We start from the raw sequence: 19,388 nt of genomic DNA, 5'->3' as shown, positions 1-19,388 counted from the left end.
ACTAACATATATATCATATATAAAGACTAAGTCTTTTGTATTTGCGGAAATTTGAAAGATGAAAATAAATTTAAAATATTGATAAACAGTTATTTAATCATTAATTCTGAATCAATATCTATTTCTGGTTTTGAAGCTGCTCTATTTCTTTTTTTAGTGAAATTATGTCGCTTTTGCTGTTTTTTACAACAAGAAAGCATAAGAAAATTATTACTAAAAAAATAACTCCAAACCATGTTAACTGATTTTTAAATTTACTTTTTATGTCTGTTAATTTTTCAGATTGGACGTCTTTAATTTTTCTTATAGAGTCGTCAACAGATTTGCGTTCTGAAGATTTTATATCCAGTTGTGTTTTGGCATACAGGTTATAATACGCTTCGTATTTTTCCCAGTTGTTTATGGCTAGATAGTTTTCAAAAAGACCACTATATATACTTGAATTTAAAATTAAGTCACCGACATTTTGCGATTTTTTTGAGGCTTCTTCTAATAAAACTATGGCATCTTGGTATCTGCCTTGATCTGTATAAACAGCTGCCAAACCTTTTTGAGCAAACGCTATAAGACTATTAGCTTCTTCCATTGTAGCATGCGTTATAGACTTATTAAAACTATTAATTGCTTTATCATAATCTGACAAGAGTGTATAACAGTTTCCCTGGTTGTAATATGCAATACTTAAATTGGTATTTACTTCTATATTTTTAAGTTTTTTATATTCTTTTATGCCCTTATCAAAAAACTCTAAAGCAATATCGCAATTAAGGTTGTCCTTGTATATAAATCCTTTCACCGTGTAACTATTGGCTAAGTACTTACCTACCTGTTGTCGGTCTGGATAAATTAACGCCATCTGCTCGGTTTTTTCTAAAAACTCTATGGACTTGTCAAAAATTTTAAGTTGCTGATATAAAATTCCTGTTCTAAAAAGTATTTCAATTTGTAATACCTTATCATCTATGTTTTTTGATAACTCTTCTGCCTTAACAATAAATTCTAGTGCTTTTTGGTAATCTCTTTTTGAAGTATGTGCTAAAGACACTAACATTAGCGCTTTAGTTCTGGTTTTAATAGAGTTATTAGTATCCTCAAAAATCTTTAGTCCTAAATCAATAGACTCATTCGGATTATCATACACCTTTACAATACTAGCTTGTATAAGACTATCTGCTTGTTTGCTTTGTACATAATCTAGTGCTTTGACTGATTGTATTGCCAGGCAAATAGATAAAAATAGATATATGAGATTTTTATGCATTAATTTACTACTTCTGGTTTACCATTTTTACGCTCTTCTTTAATGAGCTTAATTAGTGTTACTGGAGACATGCCTACAATAGACTTAAAAACAGTTGCAAAGCTACTATGAGAAGAAAATCCACACTCCTCTGCCAGATAACTAATTTTGTAATTAATATAATTAGGATCGTTTCTTAATTTATCTATAATATAATTGATTCTTAATTTATTAATGAAAGTGTTGAAATTGTCATCGTAATGATTATTTATAACACCTGAAAGGTATTTTGTATTCGTTTCAAACTTTCCTGCTAAACGCGCAAGAGACATTTCTTTATGAAGAAACATTTTAGAGTTTTCAAAACGTTTTAGTTTTTCAAGAATTTGCATTTCAGTTTCTTCAGGAATATGAATACCTTTTTTTGAATTTACTTTTTTAGGTTTTTTCTCAGCTATTGAGTTGTTTTTACTAATTTCTAAATATTTAATAATCTCTTTTAACCTCTTTTTTCTTTCAATATATTTTAGAGTAACAAAAAGCGAAATTATAAAAGCTATTACAAGACCTGCTATTGCAAGATATAGATAGTTTTTATACCTACTTTGTTGCTGAGTTACATTTTCTTCCAGCTTACCAGATAGTGTATTATAGAGGCTATTGACTGTTTCTTGCTCTATTAGGTCTACTTGAGATGATAATGCCAAAAATTTATCATTATATGTTTTGTGTTGTATTTTTTTATTGGACGCTAAATAATTTATTGCTAAACCCTTATTTATATCTCGCATTATGCTTGGATTGTCTATAATCTCAGCAAATTTTGAAGCAATAAAAAGTGTCTCTTCACTTTTGTTAAAATCTTTGTTTTGAAGATATAGCTGACCTAATTCGTTATAAACTATAGATTTTTGAAGTATGTTACTATAGCTGTTTAAATCTAACACATTAAATATCCGATTAATGTATATCCTTGCAGAATCTCTATACATTAATCTATTAAATGCTTTTTCTTTTGCCAATAAGAAAGAAATATTACTATTGATATTTTTCTTTATAAAATCTTCATGCTCTTTCTCAAAAATATTTGCAAGTTCTATGGCTATATTATCCTCTCCACGATCTAATTTCATATAGATCTCCTCTAGTGATATAATAGCTTTTAAAGAGTCTTCAAGCTTTGGATTTAGTTGCGAAGATTCAAGAATATTTTTGGTATTGCTTAAATATAATTCCGCTTGCTTATCTAAATATACTGTTCTAAAAAGTTTAGCAGCTATGATGTTAATCTCTGCCTTTGCTTTCTTGTTTATATGTTCAGAAAAGTTTACAGAATCAAAAATATAAGGAACAGTCTCGTTATATTCTCCTTTAACAATATAAGATCGAGCTCTAATAATGTTAGATTCAACTTTCTCTTGAAGGTTCTGACTAGTATTTAGTATGTGCTCGGAAATTTTTAAGGCCTCATCAGGATTGGAATCTACAAGTTCCTTAGCTTTAAAAATTAACTCAGTATTTTGGGCAAAACCTTTAGCATGAATTAACAAGGAAAGAAACACTATCCATAGGACAGGTAACTTTATAATAAATGTGCGTGAGTGTTTCATTTCCTAATTTTAACTTTATTACCCTATAACCATAAAATTATAAGTTAGTAAATATAGGAAACTTTAAAAAGATAAATCTAAAACAAAAAAGGCGATACAATTTGTATCGCCTTTTTAAAAGAAATTGACTAACTATTAATCAATCCTTAAGGATCTTAAAAGTCTTTTGTTTATTATTTATACTAACTTTAATAAAATATACGCCACTTTTCAAATCACTTATATTTATCTCTGCTTCAGAAAATTCTGGAGTTTCATAATGCACTTGTTGTCCCATAATGTTATAAACTTCAACACTATCTATTATTTCTTGAGAATCTAAGTTTAAAACATCTTTTACAGGATTAGGATAGAATCTAAAAGACTCAAAAGTTGAACTTCCAACTCCTAATGATGGATCTGGATATACAAAAAATTCAAATGAAGCTGCACTACTTGCTTGTATAGTTACAAGGTAAGTTGTTCCTGCAACTAATGTGGCAGTGTCTGTGCCAGACTCAAAACAACTGTTAATATCACCACCTACATAGTCTAAATCTGTAGAACAAATATCAGAGTCATATACTGTATAATATGATGTTCCGGCTGTTCTTATCAATTCAAAATTGTATAATCCTGAATAAGAAGGAGTAAATTTATACCAAACAGACTCGTATGTTGAACTACATGCTCCTTCTGGTGAATAATATGCGTTATCTAGGTTTCCGGACACTCTATTAGTTCCTGCAGAATCAGGAGATTCGCTAAAAGTAAGAGCGCCTGAACAATCACTATTAGGTTGTGCAGGAGGTAATTCCGTAACACAAAGATCAAATGTAATACCTTCACCACTTTGTTGAGTTTGCACCATCACATAATATGTTGAAGTGTTGTCTAAATTTAATATTTGGTTTGCATTAGAATTACAAGATGTTGTTACTTCAGTTAATGAACCACAAGAACCTTCGTATACTGAATAATAAGTTGCAGGTGTAGTACTATTTCTTGTTAACTCAAATTCGTAATATCCTGAATTTGTTGGGTTAAATACATACCAAACATCACCATAACCATCTGTATTACAAGAGTTGTCTGAAGATAATGTAGCACCAACTGTGGTACCAGAAACTGCATTGTTACACATATCATCAGTTGAAGCTGTTAATACAGCAGCATTTGCACACTCATCATTAGCTGGTGGTGCTGGAGCCTCTCTTAAACAAATATCATAGTTTTGTGCATACTCGCCATCAAGTCTTGTGTTGTTACGTATATAATACGTGTTTCCAATTGTTAATCCACCAAATGTTACATAATTAGTAGTATAACAGGCAATGCTAGATAAAGACCCACAACTTCCTTCTAAAAGTTCTGTTGCCTGAATTGAACCTCCAGAGTTTATAGCATCAGTTATATTTAAGTATTCTAAAATAATGACTTCGCTTGTTGCAACAAAGCTAAACCATACGTCATTGTTGTTGTTGCTCGCAGATGCACAAGTATCAGGATCCGTAACCGATTCCGTAGCACCTGCATTTGTAGCACTCGTAAAAATAGTACAAGTGTCATCTGTATTTACCGTTAAACTTATTGGCGCACTACATTCATCATTAGAAGGAGGGCAGTAAAAATACGTAGAGTTAGTATTAGAACAAGATCCATCTTGTTCATTAGTTAATGTGAAGTTTACTGTTGTTCCACTTGCGTAAGGTCCCATTGTTACCACACCAGTAGATGTAATATTTGTAATATCTGAAGTTGTACCATCGTCATCAGATAATGTTAAAGATGTTGCGCTACCTAAATAAGCTACCTCTACATCAACAGAAAACTGTCCATTATCGCAATCTGCAATAGGCGTCATAGTACCAATAGTAGGATTAACACAGCTATTTGCAGTTATAATTAAATCATAGGTATAAGTTCTTGTACTTCCTGAATTACTTAATACTATAAAGTATGTGTTACCAGCTAGTAAAACTACATCTGATAAACTTCTTGTTGTACCAGAAAATGAACCTACATAATCTACGCACTCTGTAGCAACGTCAGGACAACCATTAACAACATGAATACTAGATCCATTGTTAGAAATATTCGTCATGTCAATGTTGATAGACACGTCTGTAGCTGGTGTAATTTCATAAAATACATCTTTGCCATTCATATAGCTATTACTACATGGGCTTGCATCTATATTATCTTCATAATCATCTGTATTTCCGCCAGCTTCTAAAAATGGAAAAGAAGAAATTACTATAGGGCTACTACATGTTGCTCCAGGTATTGGAGCTGCTCTGGTAGTAAAAGTCTCTTCAACACAACCAGTTGCATTGCCCACACCATTTGTTGGTATTATGTTTACAAAATATTGTGTTTCATAACTTAATCCGCTTAGCGAGTAACTTGTTTCAGTTGTTGTTGCTCCATTAACTATGTCTGTACCTCCTGTAAAAGTACCTACATTTACTGTGTATCCTGTTGGTAAACCTGTAGCAGGCTGCCATGTTAATGCAACATCTGTATCTGCAGTATCAGATCCATTTACAGGTGAAATTAAAGTGGCATCACAATTTGGTACAGTTGTAGCAACTTGAGTAATTGAGATATTGTCTATATTAACCCATAGTGCAAAGTTTGTAATATTTGAAGCCGTTACTACAAAGCGAGCCTGAAAATCACTACCATTTGCAATAGCACCAACATTGATACTCGCTGTCGCAGAACAATCTGTAGTGCTAACAAAAGTATAGTTAGAGTCGTTAATAGTTGTAGCTGTGTTCCAGTTAGTACCATCTGTGGTGTATTCTAGAACTATTGAACCCCAATTTGTTGCAGGAGCAACATAGCTTGGTGGTGGAAATTGGCTAAACTGTTCAAAGATATTATATGAAAAACTAACTGTTAGATCTGTGCCATTAGATATACCTGAATAATAAGGTGTAGTTAATGTTTCTTGCCCAACTGCTGTAAACAAAGTGGTCACTGTTTTTGCAGAACCATCACATGGAAAATTAGAAGAGGCTCCAAAGTTTGTTTCAGTCCAACCTGTAGGTACTTGGTTGTTTGCGACATCATCAAAATTTTCAATAACTTCGATTTGGGAAAATGCTGTTATGCTCATCAGCATCATGAATAAGAGTGTAATTTTTTTCATCTTGGTTAAAGTTTAATTAGTAAGATCCGTTCTAGCGAAATTGCAGAAGAACGAGTTTAAAACTATAACTCTTACACCATTATATAAAGGAAAGTTCTTTAGCTTTTACGGAATTTTTAAAACAAAAAAAACAACACAAACAACTGTTTTACAGAAGTTTAAATTTTAATCAACTTAAAAATGTCAGTTTTTTTTTATTTAATACGTTTTTGTTTTAAAAAGTATCACATATGGATGCCTTACTTCCAAATACAGAAAATAAAACCAATTGATTTCCTTACTATTTTAAATTGGTAGGACAAAATTGAAATAATTAAAATCAAATAAATCATATTATTAAAAGATAAGCTATTAACCTCAAAGCTTAGTATACTAAACATAATATAAAGACAAAAAAAGTGAAGTCTAGCATCAAAAGACACTAAACTTCACTTCAATTAACAACTTAATTTTTTTATTGACGTCTCTCTTATTGCTTATGTGATTTTCCTTCAACAATAATAAATTCAGAACGTCTGTTTATTTTATGGTCTTCATCTGTACATTTAGAACCACATTCTACTTTTAATTCGTCCTCTCCTTTACCAACTCCAGAAATTCTACTTTTATCAATACCCTTAGATATAACATACTGTACCGTTGCTTTAGCTCTTTTTTCTGAAAGATTCTTGTTATATCTTTTTGTACCTCTACTATCTGTATGAGACTCTGTTAAAATAACCATATCCGGAAATTTTTTCATCACAGCAACAAGCTTGTCGAGCTCAAAAGCACCTTGAGCAGTAATGTTTGCTTTATCGTATTCAAATAAAATTGGGTTTAACTCTATTTTTTCGTCTTTAATGATTTTTTCAATAGGAGATAACATAATTTGTACAGTTTCCTCCTCCTTTTCACTACCTGTAAAAGAAACCTGATTACTTTCATAATCAGACAATACAGCTTTAAAATCTAGTGGCATATTACAACGAGACGTATATGTAATTTTACCATATTCATCAGAAGTTTGTGTAGACAATACTTTTCCTGAGCTATCCGTTATTGTTACTATTGCACCAGATAAAACTTTAGATGTTTCTATATCCTCTACTGTAGCTGTTATTAAAACTCTACATGGCTTTAAACGTTTTACAGCATAGATATCATCATTTCCTTTACCTCCTTTTCTATTTGAAGATACAAAGCCCTCGCCTGTTTCTTCATTAATAGTAAACGCTAAGTCATCTGAGTTACTATTTACAGGAACACCAATATTATAGACCTTATCATCGTCTCCTAAATAAAAAACATCTAAGCCTCCTAAGCCTAAATGACCTGTTGAAGAGAAGTATAATGTATTATTATCACTTACATACGGAAACATTTCGTGATCCTTAGTATTCACTTTAGTTCCTAAATTTACAGGATTACTATAAGAACCATCCTCATTAATAGCTACTTTAAAGATATCGTATCCTCCATTAGATTCTGGCATATTTGATGAAAAAAACAAGGTTTTTCCGTCTGCACTTACTGCAGGATTCTTTACAGAATAGCTTTTATTATTAAACGGTAATGCTTCTACATTTGTCCATCTATCATCAACTTTTTGGGCTTTAAATAAGTAAATAACACTTGTCTTGGTTTTGTTGTCTTTATCTTTAATATAATCGCCTTCATAAAAGCTTTCTCTTGAAAAATACATGGTGTTACCATCTGGACTAAAAGACACTAAACCTTCATGATTTTTTGTATTTACAGAACCTTTTACTTTCTCGGCATTAAGACCTGATGATGCTTCGTTACCTAATTGCACTTGGTATACCTCTAAAAAAGACTCATTTTCCCATCTGTATTTTTTGCCAGAAGTATCTCTTCCTGAGGCAAAATAAAGCACACCATCTTTATATGTACCTCCAAAATCTGACTCTGAAGAATTGAAGCTTAAACCTTGTAATTCATACAGTTTTTCTCCATCTAAAATGTTAGAAATATAATCTGGGTTAGATTTATAACTTATTGCACGTTCATCATTGGGTGCCTTTTTAATAAACTTCTGCATCCATAGATTAGACTTTTCATAATTACCATTAGCTCTAAGCATTTCGGCATATTTATATATCACATCTGCATTGTCATCAGATATTTCTAACGCTTTTGCATACCACTTTTCTGCTTCTGCAGTATTGAATATATTAAAATTAGCTTCTGCTAATTGTGTATACACATAGGCATCTGCACTATTACTATCTACTAATTTTTTATAGCTATCAATGGCTTTGATAAATTCAAATTCATTAAAATATTTATCTGCTTTCTCTGTGTCTTTACTCTGAGCCGTGATACTTAGGGTACTGATAAAAAAGAGGATTAATGTTGTTTTTAAAGATTTCATATGTGTGTCAACTTAACAGATTAAAAAAAGCGTGGTGAGTTAGAAACTTTCTTATATTTTTTAATATCGAAACTTATAAATACTTCGTGAGATCCACTTGTTGCGATATTTAAATCAGAAACTATATTATCATAAGCATAGCCAATTCTTAGACCTGGTGTAACTAAAAAATTAACCATACCTGTGAAGGAATCTTGCAACCTGTAACCTAAGCCCAACTCAACAAAATCATACATGAATAAATTGGCATTAATATCGAAACTTACAGGACTTTCTGAAGACATTTTTACCAAGGTATGAGGTTTTAATTTATAGTTTTCTGAAAGATCAAATACATAACCTGCTGTTGCAAACAAATGCTGAACTTCGGATCCTATTTTGTTTCCTTGGCGATCTATATGAACTGAGTTCATCATATTTGGCATCGACAAAGACGCATAGTATTTATTGGTTTTATAGAAATATATTCCTGCACCAATATTTGGTGTTACGCTGTTGATATCTGTTACAAACGGATCGTCTTGATCTAACACTACTCTATTAGACAAACCTATATCATGAAATGTAGCACCTGCTTTGATACCAAAAGCCAGTTTGTGCGAATTAGCTAGTGGTACTGTATAAGAGAAATCTGCGTAAGCATTTGTTTCACTAACTGGTCCTATTTCATCCTTTATAATAGACAGACCTAATCCTACCTGTCTGCCTACAGGTGAGTGTATAGATAATGTTGCTGTTTCTGGCGCACCTTCTAGACTATTCCATTGTGTTCTATATAATGCTCCAATAGAAATGGTCTCTGTAGATCCAGCATATGCAGGATTCAACACATTCATATTATACATATATTGTGTGTACTGAGGGTCTTGTTGCGCATGCAATTGCATTGCAAATAGAAATGCAAAAAATAGTATGCTTAATTTTTTCATTTATTTTGGCGTAAAGTGATTGATTGAACTATTTTTCTCTATTTATATATAACCAACCTGTTCTTGTTGAGTTATCTTGAAATACAAGTGTATAAAAGTAGGTTCCTGTAGGAAGCTTATCTCCGCTCTTAGAAACTCCTTCAAATTCGTCTACATAACCATTAGATTTTTCAAAAACACTTGTTCCGTATCTGTTGAAGATATGTATGCTACTAACTCTAAAACCTCCTAAATCAAACGTGTCATTTTTTCCATCTCCATTTGGTGTTATAACTTCTGGAATAATACAAGTTTCTATAGTAACAGTTACAACCTCGGTTTGTGGGCAATCTCCATTAGTCGTATAAGACACAGAATAAGTTGTACCCAAATTACCATTGGTTATTTCACCTGTTTGAGGGTTAACTTGAGCTCCATCATTTGGAGGTGTAGTAAATAAAAAGATTCCTCCTTCATCTCCAAAAACTTCTGCAGTGGCTCCACATGTATCTGGTATTAAGGTAAAAGATGCATCATCTTCATCTAAAGTTGTTACAGTCTGCGTGCTTGAACTTGAACATACACCTTGTGTTGTATAGACTATAGTGTAGGTAGTGTTAGGTTGGGCATTTGTAAGCTCTCCTGTACTTTCATCTAAGAGTGCTCCATCTGCTGGTACAGTATCAAATGAAAACACACCTCCTACATCTCCTGTAATTTGCGCTATACCTCCATCGCAAGTTGCTGTATAAGAAAAAGACGCATCAGAATCGCTTTCAATACTTACTGTTGCTGTATTAGATAACGAAGCTGTACAACCAGAACCATCTGTAGATTCTATAAAAGTTACAGTTATTATTTGATCTGTTGTTACTGAAGAAACTAAAACCGAAGCTTCTCCTGTGTTATCTAATTGTACGGTCTGATCTGCACCATTATTAATATTATAAGTTACTTGGGCATTCGGTGAACCTTGTAGTATAAACTCTGCATCATTGCCTGTACAAATGGTAGCGTTTACAGGTTCTACACTATTAAAAGCCACTTCATTTACTTCTATCTCAAAGCTTTTACTTACAATTTCACCACAGGTATCTGTAATATCTACAGTATATGTTGTCGTTGTTTCTGGTGTAAATACTGGGTCTGCTATACTTGCATCACTAACTCCAGTTGTAGGCGACCACTGGTAACCCAACGCACCAGTATATGAAACATCTACATCTGTAACACTATCTCCTAAACATATAGTACGATCTAATGTATCTACAGTATCTGTAAATGATAAATATTTAAAACATAGTTGTTGATGGTTGTAGTATAAACCTGTAGAACCAGTAAACCCAAAATAGATATTTGACTCACCACCAAAAACATTATTTACCAAATCGCCTGTATAAGAAAGACGCTCTACACAATCTATTTCTACAACAAAAGTTTGAGTTGCTGCTGTCCAAAAAATTCTTACTTGGTGAAATTGATCATCTTCAATATTAATTGAGTTCGCTAAAGCATCCACTGGTCCTGCTAAATTTGATGCTTGTGTGTGCGATGTGCTTCCGTTAGAAATTAAAGCAACATGATCTGAAGCGATATCACCTAACTCACTATTCTGATAAGTGTCAAACTCTACAGCTATAGAAGACATAATACCTTGATAACCTAGGCCAGATCCTTGTGTTCCAGATCCTGTTTCAACATTTGGATTGTTTTTCATTACCAAAGTCATTCCATCTGCTCCATCGTCATCATTTTCACCGAAATTGGCATCAAAAACGATTTCAAAATCTGAGTTAAAATCAATGACGTTATTATACCATATATAACCTAATTGAGACATGGTATTACTTGTTACAACATAGCAATCGCCTCCGTTTGAAAACGCACTACCTAAAAAGTTAGGTTCTAGCTGTGCAAAGGCTTTTGATGTAAAAAGAAAAACAGCACAAAGTAAAAGAAAGTTTTTCATGTTTATTTTGAGAATTTTGATGTCTCACAAAACTCTAAATGATAATATTCTTTTACTATTAATATTGTTACAATTACTAAGATTATTGTTTCACACTTTGATTTTCAATGTATTCTGTAGGAGTTAGGCCGTAAGTTTCTTTAAAACATTTTGTAAAATAAGACGGACTTCCAAATCCAGTTTTATAAGATGCTTCAGAAATATTAAAACCTTCTTTTAAAAATGAAGAAGCTCTCTTTAATCTATAAATCTGTATAATCTTTCCGGTTGGTATATTGGTTACTGCTTTTATTTTTCTATGAAGACTTGTTCTGCTCATATTTAGTTTTAAGGCTAAATCATTTACACCAAATTGCTCATTGTCCAAGTTTTCTTCTAATATGCTATCTATCTGTAGTAGAAAATCATTTTTTGGCTTAAGCTCAGTTTTCTCTTCTTCTGTATTTGGCAACAATTTTAGCTCTTCATATAAAGATTCTCTTTGTTTTTCCTGAATTTCAATTCTATTCTTTAATCGAAGTAATAATTCTGAAACGCTAAACGGCTTAGTTATATAGTCGTCTGCACCAAAAGTTAACCCTTTTAGCCTACTTTTCATATCGGTTTTTGCTGTAAGAAGGATAATAGGTATATGGTTGGTTGCTATATTTTTCTTTAATTTTTTGCACAGTTCCAATCCATCCATGTTTGTCATCATAACATCGCTGATAATTATTTCTGGAATGATTGCTTTAGCTATTTTTAATCCTTTTTCTGCACTTTCTGAAAGCACGATTTTATAGTAAGGCTTTAAGCTTATAGATAAAAACTCCAACATTTCTTTATTATCCTCCACTATGAGAACAGTTGGCATATCTTTATCATTATTAACTTGAGGCAACAACTGGTTTTCAATACTCAACTTAGGCTCAGTAATATCTTCTACTTTTTTATAAGGCAGCTTTATTGTTATGGTTGTACCAGATTTTTTACCTGTTTGGCTTTCAATTTGTATTTCACCTTTTTGTAATTTCACTAAGTCATATACCAAAGCCAAGCCTATTCCACTACCTGTAGAATTAGATTTATTATTTGGCAAGTTAACTTGGTAAAATCTTTCAAAAACATGTGGTAAATCTTTCTTTGATATACCTGTACCATCATCTTCTACTTTGAGGATTAAACCTTCAAAAGATTCGGTCATAGTAATTTCTATTTTTCCACCTTCAAAACCATACTTTATAGAATTGGAAACAAGATTATTAATTATTCTTTCTAATAAATATGGAGAAAACCTATATCTAGCAAACAATGGGGAAATAAGATCTATTGAGATTGCTTTTTCTTTTGCTTCTTCCTTAAAAGCTTCGATACACTTTTTTAAAGAGACTACAATATCGCCATGCAGATAGTTGGGTTTTAACATTCCTGCTTCTAACTTGGCGATATCCAATAACTGATCTGAAAGGTTTAATAAATTATTGGCATTGCGTTTTATTATTTTTAATAATTGCTTTTTATGCTTTTTATTATCTGCATTCTTTAGCTGTTCTACAGGAGCAATGATAAGAGACAATGGTGTTCTTAGCTCGTGAGTCATATTGGTAAAAAACTTAGTTTTTATCTTGTTTATTTCTCTAAAATGCCTTGCTTCTTTGCGTTGTAGTTCTATTTCTTTTCTTATAAATTTTTGCTTTATTATCCAGTTGATAAAAAAGTAAACCAAACTAATAGCACACACTAAAAAAAGTATAATTGCCCAAGGTGTTAACCACCAAGGTGGTGATATGACTATTGCTATTTCTTTTACCTTATCACTCCATAAACCTGATGTATTTGTTGAGTTAACTTCAAAAACATAGTTACCAGGTGAGATATTAGTATATACAGCTTCTCTGTAGTTGTTTGAAGGAATCCAACCATCATTATAGCCTTTTAGTCTATAGCGATACTTTATATCATTTGGATAGCTATACTCTAAAGCCACAAATTCTATGGCTAGATTGTTTTGATTGTAAGGCAGATGTATTTCTTGTATATCGTTATACTGAAAAAAAGATTGCTGATTTTTATTATATCTATCATTATCTACCTTTACAGATGTTACTGCTACATTAGGCGAAAAATCATCTTCTTTAATTTTTAAAGGATCGAAAATTATACCTTTACTCATGCCGCCTAACGCAAAACGTCCGTTTGGCATAACTAATTGATGGTACCTGTTAAACTCCATGGTAGGTAAACCATGAATTATTGTATAGGTTTTCTGTTCTTGTGTTTCTGGATTAAACTTGCATAGCCCTTTGTTAGTACCTAACCATAAAGCACCATTATCATCTTGCATTATGGTATAGATTGTATTATCTGGTAAGCCTTCTTGCTTAGAATAGAAGTCGGTTTGTAATGTTTTCTTATTTAATTTTATTAAGCCACTATAACTTGCAATCCAGAGAATATTTTTGTCTTTATTATCAAAAATAAGATTGATGATGTTATTGGTTGGAAAACTTGCATCCTCTGATCGTTTTTGAAAATGTTTTAATTCACCATACCGATCAATACATATTAATCCATTATATTCGGTGGTTATCCACATTGAATTTTCATCATCTACAATTAAAGCATTTGGCTTTAGTTCGCCCTTAAAATTTTTATATAAAAGTGATGTTGAAGGATGTATTTCCCACTTTTTAGTTTGTAAACTGTATTTGTAAATATTCTTATTTTCATCAATTACCAAAGGACTCCCTTCATTACCTATAGCAATACCTTTTAAAGGAATAAAATCTTCTGTTCCATCCAAAGGTATTTCTTCAAGTTTTGTAAGTGCTTTTGTATCTAAATCGTAATAAGAAACTGTTCTGTTAATTGCCATCCATATCTTTCGATCTTTTTTTACAGTACGCAAATGATAGGCTGGCAAAAGTGTGCCTTTTCGTTTTAAATCGAATTTATAAAAATCTTCTAACGCAATGTTGAACTGATTTTTAAAAATACTTATCGCAAAATCATCTTTATATTCAATAGTTTTAAAATCGATATTTAAATCGACTTGATAAATACCATCTGTATTTACAGCTACCCAAATTAAACCCGACTTATCTACTAAAAAAGCTTGGGTATCTATATCTTTTTCGTGTAAAATACTTTTGTTTGGTTTTATTCCTCCAAGTTCTTTTATCCCAATAAGATCATCATAACTATATATTTTGTTGTCTACAAAAAAATACTCTTTGCCATCGGGACCAGTTTGTATTTCTTCAGGATTAACTAATAAATCATCAGGAATTAGTTGTCTTCTATACACTGATGAGATTGGATTGTAGAAATAGATATAGCTCTTGCAAAACCACATTAATTCGCCATTCTCTCTCTCTGTTAAACCAGAGACTCCTCTACTTACATTCTTATCTCCATCATGATTACTCTCATAACTAACTTTAAAAGGCATTTGGCTTAATTCAAACTTATCTAAAGCCTCATTATACTTGTTAAGCCCTTTTTGGCTATATACCCAAACGGAGTTATTACTGTCGTAAAATACTGATCTTATAGTATCATTTTCAAAACGATATTTGTTGCCAGATTTTTTATTTAAACTATCTAGAGTGTAAAGCAAAACTGTTTGTTTATCAAAATAACTCCACAGTCTGTTTTTGCTATCGATTACACAACTACTTGTAGATATAGGTTGCTCATAAGCTTTGGTATCTTCATTAGTAATCATGTTTGTTACGCAGCCTGTTCTTAAGTTTAACAGGTCAACTTCTTCAGTTTCATAAAAAATCCACAATTTTTTATTTTCACCTTTTTGAAGTTTAGAGATAATATTTGACGTTATAGAATTATCCTCTCCAGGAACATGATTTATGGTTTTAAGCTCATGTCCATCAAATCTTGCCAAACCATTTCTAGTTGCAATCCACACAAAGCCATCATCGTCTTCAATAATATCTGAAACAAAAGACTGAGGTAGACCATCATCTACTGAAAGGTGGCGTACATTCTGAGAAAAACTTAAAACAGAGAAAAATAGAAGTAAAAGAAAATGTAATTTTATTTTCATAAATAACTTTAAGCTAACAATATAAAAAATATCTATAAAAAGAAGGGAAACATGGCATACACCTATATTTCCCTAATTCTCGCTATTAATAACTTATATTATAGTTAAGGGTTATTTTTTTAAGACTTTAAATGTCTTTGAATGTCCTGAGTTATCAAATATTTCTAAAAGATATATACCACTATTTAATGAAGACATATCAACTGTACCTTCTTTAAACTCAACATTAATTTTTTCTCCTAAAATATTGTACATCGATATACTAGAAACATTAACACCTTTAATATAAAGATTGTCTTTTACAGGATTAGGATAAACACTTAAAGCAATATCATTTTGATCTGTTACAGATAAACTTGCTCCAGACATTTTTGAAGAAATTGCAAAAATATTTACAACTCCACCAGAGTCTTTTGTTACATCTATAGACGTTATTGTTTTTGCCTGATTAGCGTTATCTATACTTATTTCTAACTCATAAATACGAGGATTACCAAAAGGATTCTGAATAACATTATCGAATGTGCTAATTCTACCCATTCCAGAAATTGCTACTGGTAATGAGTTTGAATAATACCAATCTGGAACAGTTACCGAAGTAAAAGGCTGACTTGTATTATCACTAAAATTGATATCTCCCGAAATCAGTGCAGAGCCACTTCCTGAAGTGGTTAATAAATAAATTTTTTCTGAAGGATAACCAGCTGGTATTACAATAGTTTCTTCTACACCTACTGTTTCAATTCTTAATGAGTTATTAGCATCATAAGACGCAAAATTGTACTCTAAATGATCTGTATTAGGGCTAGGCAACACTCCGTCTTCTGGAAGACCAAAACTTAAATCTGAATCTGTTTCTTGTACCTTAAAATCTTCACTTAAATAAGCATAACCTGTACCATCAATATCTTCAGGTGCAGAAACTGACGCATCGCCAACTCCATTTGCTATAACATCTGCATTTAAACCTGTAAGCTCAAAAGACACATAATCTCCAAATACATAAGGCCCAGACCAAGGACTAAAATTGATATTATCTGAACATAAAGCTCTTACATAAAACTCTTGAGTAACTCCAATGTTAGTACTGGCATCGTAAGTAGTAGCGTTTACTGTCTCTCCATTTCCTGAAGGTAAACCGCTTCCTATCGGTTGCACAGCAACTTCCCAACTTGTAGAAACAGCATCTACCCAAGATAGTGTTGTTGTAACAGGACCAATCTCTGCACTCAAATCTGTAGGCGCATCACAGTTAGGTGCTTTTTTAGCACTTACAGCAAACAGATTGAAAACTGAATCACCAGTAGCATCATTCTGAAAATCTATACCTGTAACCACTTTAGTTTGATTTGCTTCATCTACATCAACAGGAATCTGAAAAATATAAGGTCCACCTGAAGGTGCTCCTGAAAGTGAATTATCACCTCTATTTCCTCTACCTAAATTATTTGCAATAATTGTAGCGCTAGTAGCATACCAATCTGGTATAGCAACTGTAAAAGCTTGTGTGCTATTATCATCAAAAACAATATTCCCAGAAACTGATGATGCACCACTTCCTGAAGTTACAGCTAAATATAAAGTTTCTACATTTTCAGTTTCTACAAAAGTAATTCCTCCTGCAGTTGGACTGCCTTCTTCTAATCCACCAGCTCCAGCCATTGAATTATTTGAACCTATTAATCTTAATGCATTATTAGAAGTATAATCCGCTAACTGATACGTTATATTTCCACTACTTAATTCACCATTAGTAGGCAAACCATATGTTATACCTACATTGTAGGTTATATAACAAAAATCGTCTGTAGGTTTATCTACACTCGCTGTAGTAGTACCTGCTAAATCACCTGTTTCGGCAATTACATCTTCATTATATCCTGAAGCTATTGTTAGAGTAACATAGTCACTATTTGTAAAGTAATAATACGCTGCGGTATTTTTCTCTTTAGACTTAGCAAAGGAAGCTAATAAACATAATCCAAAAAGGTAAAAGAAGACTCTGCCTCTTTTTAATGTGTTGTTTTGTTTCATAAATTAATTGATTTGATTAATAACTAATAATTGAGAATTAAGAATTGTGAAAATTTAAACTCATCACAACACTCAATTTTACCTATTCGCAAATTCTTATAATTTTAACATTAAGACTTAAAACATTGTTTCATTTTATGTCAATTTTGTTTCAAAACACCAAAAACAGGTGGTTTTCAAAAGAAAAAAATCATTTAAAAAAAATTAAACAAATAAAAAAGACCACTGTTTTAAGTGGTCTTTTCTATTAACTAAATTTTTAAAAACATTAAAGTTCTCCTTGTAAATATACAGACACAGGGAAATAGCCTTGGTTATCTACAAATTGAGCATCTGGAACATCTAGTATAAAAGTATGTGAGCCAGAAGAAATATTTCCTAGTTCGTAAGTTCTAATTGGAATTACATCTCCAGGACACCAGTTATTCCAAGAAGCCCACCAAGCAGGTGATTGAACACTAGAACCATATATTCCATTAGCTTGAGTATTATAAATTCTGTAAGGCTCACAAGATTCTCCTCCTGGTATGTAGCTTGCCAATAAACCACCATCTAAATAAAGAAAATGCTCTCGTCTTACATATTCTTCACCTCCAGAATTTGCTCCATGATTAGAAATTACAACATACATTTTTGCGTTAGTTATATCTACATCTGTACTAAAATTAAATGTCTTTATTGGTTGCCCAACAGCATCAGAAGCTCCAGATTCGTAAGAATTAAAAGAAAAATATGTTGCAACAGACTTTACGTATTGGTCTTCTGGCGTGTAGCTCTCGTTTCTAGACCTTAAAATAACACTTCCTTTAAATACATCATTTCTTCCACTACAACCTGCAACTTGCTCATTTGCTGCATAAGGCACACCAAATACATTAAATTCTAAAAAGAAATCATGTGTTGAAGAAATAGATTGATCATTTAATATTTTAGCAATATTATCTACCTGAAATCTGTATGGTACTTCATCTGGATCTGCATTTTTATTCATAAAAGGCGTTATAAATCTGCCTATTTCAATACGCTCAACAATATTTGATTCTGAATAACTATCGCCTTCATTCACAAGATTTAGGAATAAATTTCCAATCCTGTCATAATTATCACAAAGTGCGCCAATGATAACCTCTATTTCTAATTCATTATTAATCTTAGCCAAATGCTCATCTGTGATTTTTGTAACATATGAAGCATTATTTACTCTAATTATTCCTGAAGGTACAGGCTCATTAACCGTAGCTGCGTATCCATCATAAAAAATGATTTCGTCAAAAAGTAAGGACTCAGTTGTTTGCGATAAAACCGTTAAGCTTAAGACGTTAGAATTAAAGGTTTCACCATCTTGAACATACTCTGCTCTTACTTCAAAAACTCCAGAAGTATCAGAAGAAAAAGTGTTATCAGCTATTAAAACATCATCTACATAATAGGATGCTTCACTAGTTAAATTACTAGAATTATCTCCAAACACAGCAAAAGTAAATTGCTCACCTGTTTCTAATTCAGAATTATCACTAGTTAACACAATCTCATTTAAAGGAGTAGCAATTACCTGAACACTTACCACTTCGCTTTCTAATTCGCCATATACAGCCTTTATACTGTAAGTACCTGGCGTATTAGGTGTAAAGCTAGAAGCATCGTGTGCTACATTATTAATGTAAAAATCAGATGAGCTAGTTACTGTCTGATCTAGATCAGTTTTTACTGTGAAATTAATGGTAGTATTAACCTGAACATTTGTAGAACTTACAGTCAACTCTATTGAAGTTGCTTTAGTTCCATTGTCCTCATCTTTACTACAAGATAAATTGAAACATAATATTGCAAAGAAAAATGCAATTAGAGAAATTTTAGCTTTCATTGTATATAATTTAAGTTTTCACGAACTTAAATTATATACTCAAGGTTAATAATAAGTTATGTTTCATTTCATATAAAATCTGTTTCAATTTACCTGAAAAACATAACTAAAGCCTTAAAATTTATCGTCGTAGTGTAAAATGGGCTTTGAACTCTTTAATTTGGTTGGTAAGGGGTTCTTCGTATTCTACTGTAAACCAGTAGTCGCT

General features: G+C 31.9%; 9 protein-coding genes. All 9 read right to left on the bottom strand.

Annotation, left to right across the window (positions count from 1 at the left end):
• Positions 1-118 precede the first annotated feature (118 nt).
• The 9 genes from P7122_RS14190 to P7122_RS14150 all read right to left on the bottom strand — a co-directional run bounded on the left by P7122_RS14190 (position 119) and on the right by P7122_RS14150 (position 19,180).
• Entirely contained in the window at positions 119-1,261 is a 1,143-nt protein-coding gene (locus P7122_RS14190) for a tetratricopeptide repeat protein (RefSeq protein WP_278006460.1), read from the bottom strand.
• Positions 1,261-2,850: a helix-turn-helix domain-containing protein gene (locus P7122_RS14185; protein ID WP_278006459.1), complete on the bottom strand. Its 1,590-nt coding sequence runs from the start codon at positions 2,848-2,850 to the stop codon at positions 1,261-1,263. Before P7122_RS14185 ends, P7122_RS14190 begins: the two co-directional genes overlap by 1 nt.
• 139 nt (positions 2,851-2,989) lie before the next feature.
• Positions 2,990-5,986: a T9SS type A sorting domain-containing protein gene (locus tag P7122_RS14180; protein ID WP_278006458.1), complete on the bottom strand. Its 2,997-nt coding sequence runs from the start codon at positions 5,984-5,986 to the stop codon at positions 2,990-2,992.
• A gap of 469 nt (positions 5,987-6,455) precedes the next feature.
• Positions 6,456-8,360: an OmpA family protein gene (locus P7122_RS14175; RefSeq protein ID WP_278006457.1), complete on the bottom strand. Its 1,905-nt coding sequence runs from the start codon at positions 8,358-8,360 to the stop codon at positions 6,456-6,458.
• A gap of 20 nt (positions 8,361-8,380) precedes the next feature.
• On the bottom strand, positions 8,381-9,289 hold the full coding sequence (locus P7122_RS14170; RefSeq protein WP_278006456.1) for a PorP/SprF family type IX secretion system membrane protein: 909 nt from the start codon (positions 9,287-9,289) through the stop codon (positions 8,381-8,383).
• A gap of 28 nt (positions 9,290-9,317) precedes the next feature.
• On the bottom strand, positions 9,318-11,237 hold the full coding sequence (locus P7122_RS14165) for a lectin-like domain-containing protein (RefSeq protein ID WP_278006455.1): 1,920 nt from the start codon (positions 11,235-11,237) through the stop codon (positions 9,318-9,320).
• An 82-nt stretch (positions 11,238-11,319) separates the two neighbouring features.
• Complete coding sequence (locus tag P7122_RS14160) at positions 11,320-15,282, bottom strand: hybrid sensor histidine kinase/response regulator transcription factor (RefSeq protein ID WP_278006454.1); 3,963 nt, start codon at positions 15,280-15,282, stop codon at positions 11,320-11,322.
• Between the two features lie 111 nt (positions 15,283-15,393).
• Positions 15,394-17,316, bottom strand: coding sequence for a T9SS type A sorting domain-containing protein (locus P7122_RS14155; RefSeq protein WP_278006453.1), 1,923 nt, complete (start codon positions 17,314-17,316; stop codon positions 15,394-15,396).
• A gap of 268 nt (positions 17,317-17,584) precedes the next feature.
• Positions 17,585-19,180: a peptide-N-glycosidase F-related protein gene (locus P7122_RS14150; protein WP_278006452.1), complete on the bottom strand. Its 1,596-nt coding sequence runs from the start codon at positions 19,178-19,180 to the stop codon at positions 17,585-17,587.
• Positions 19,181-19,388: the final 208 nt, after the last annotated feature.

Source organism: Winogradskyella marincola, assembly GCF_029624125.1.
Lineage (GTDB): Bacteria > Bacteroidota > Bacteroidia > Flavobacteriales > Flavobacteriaceae > Winogradskyella > Winogradskyella marincola.
The sequence above is the reverse complement of the archived record's forward strand: the minus strand, read 5'-3'. Positions and strand labels throughout refer to the sequence as shown.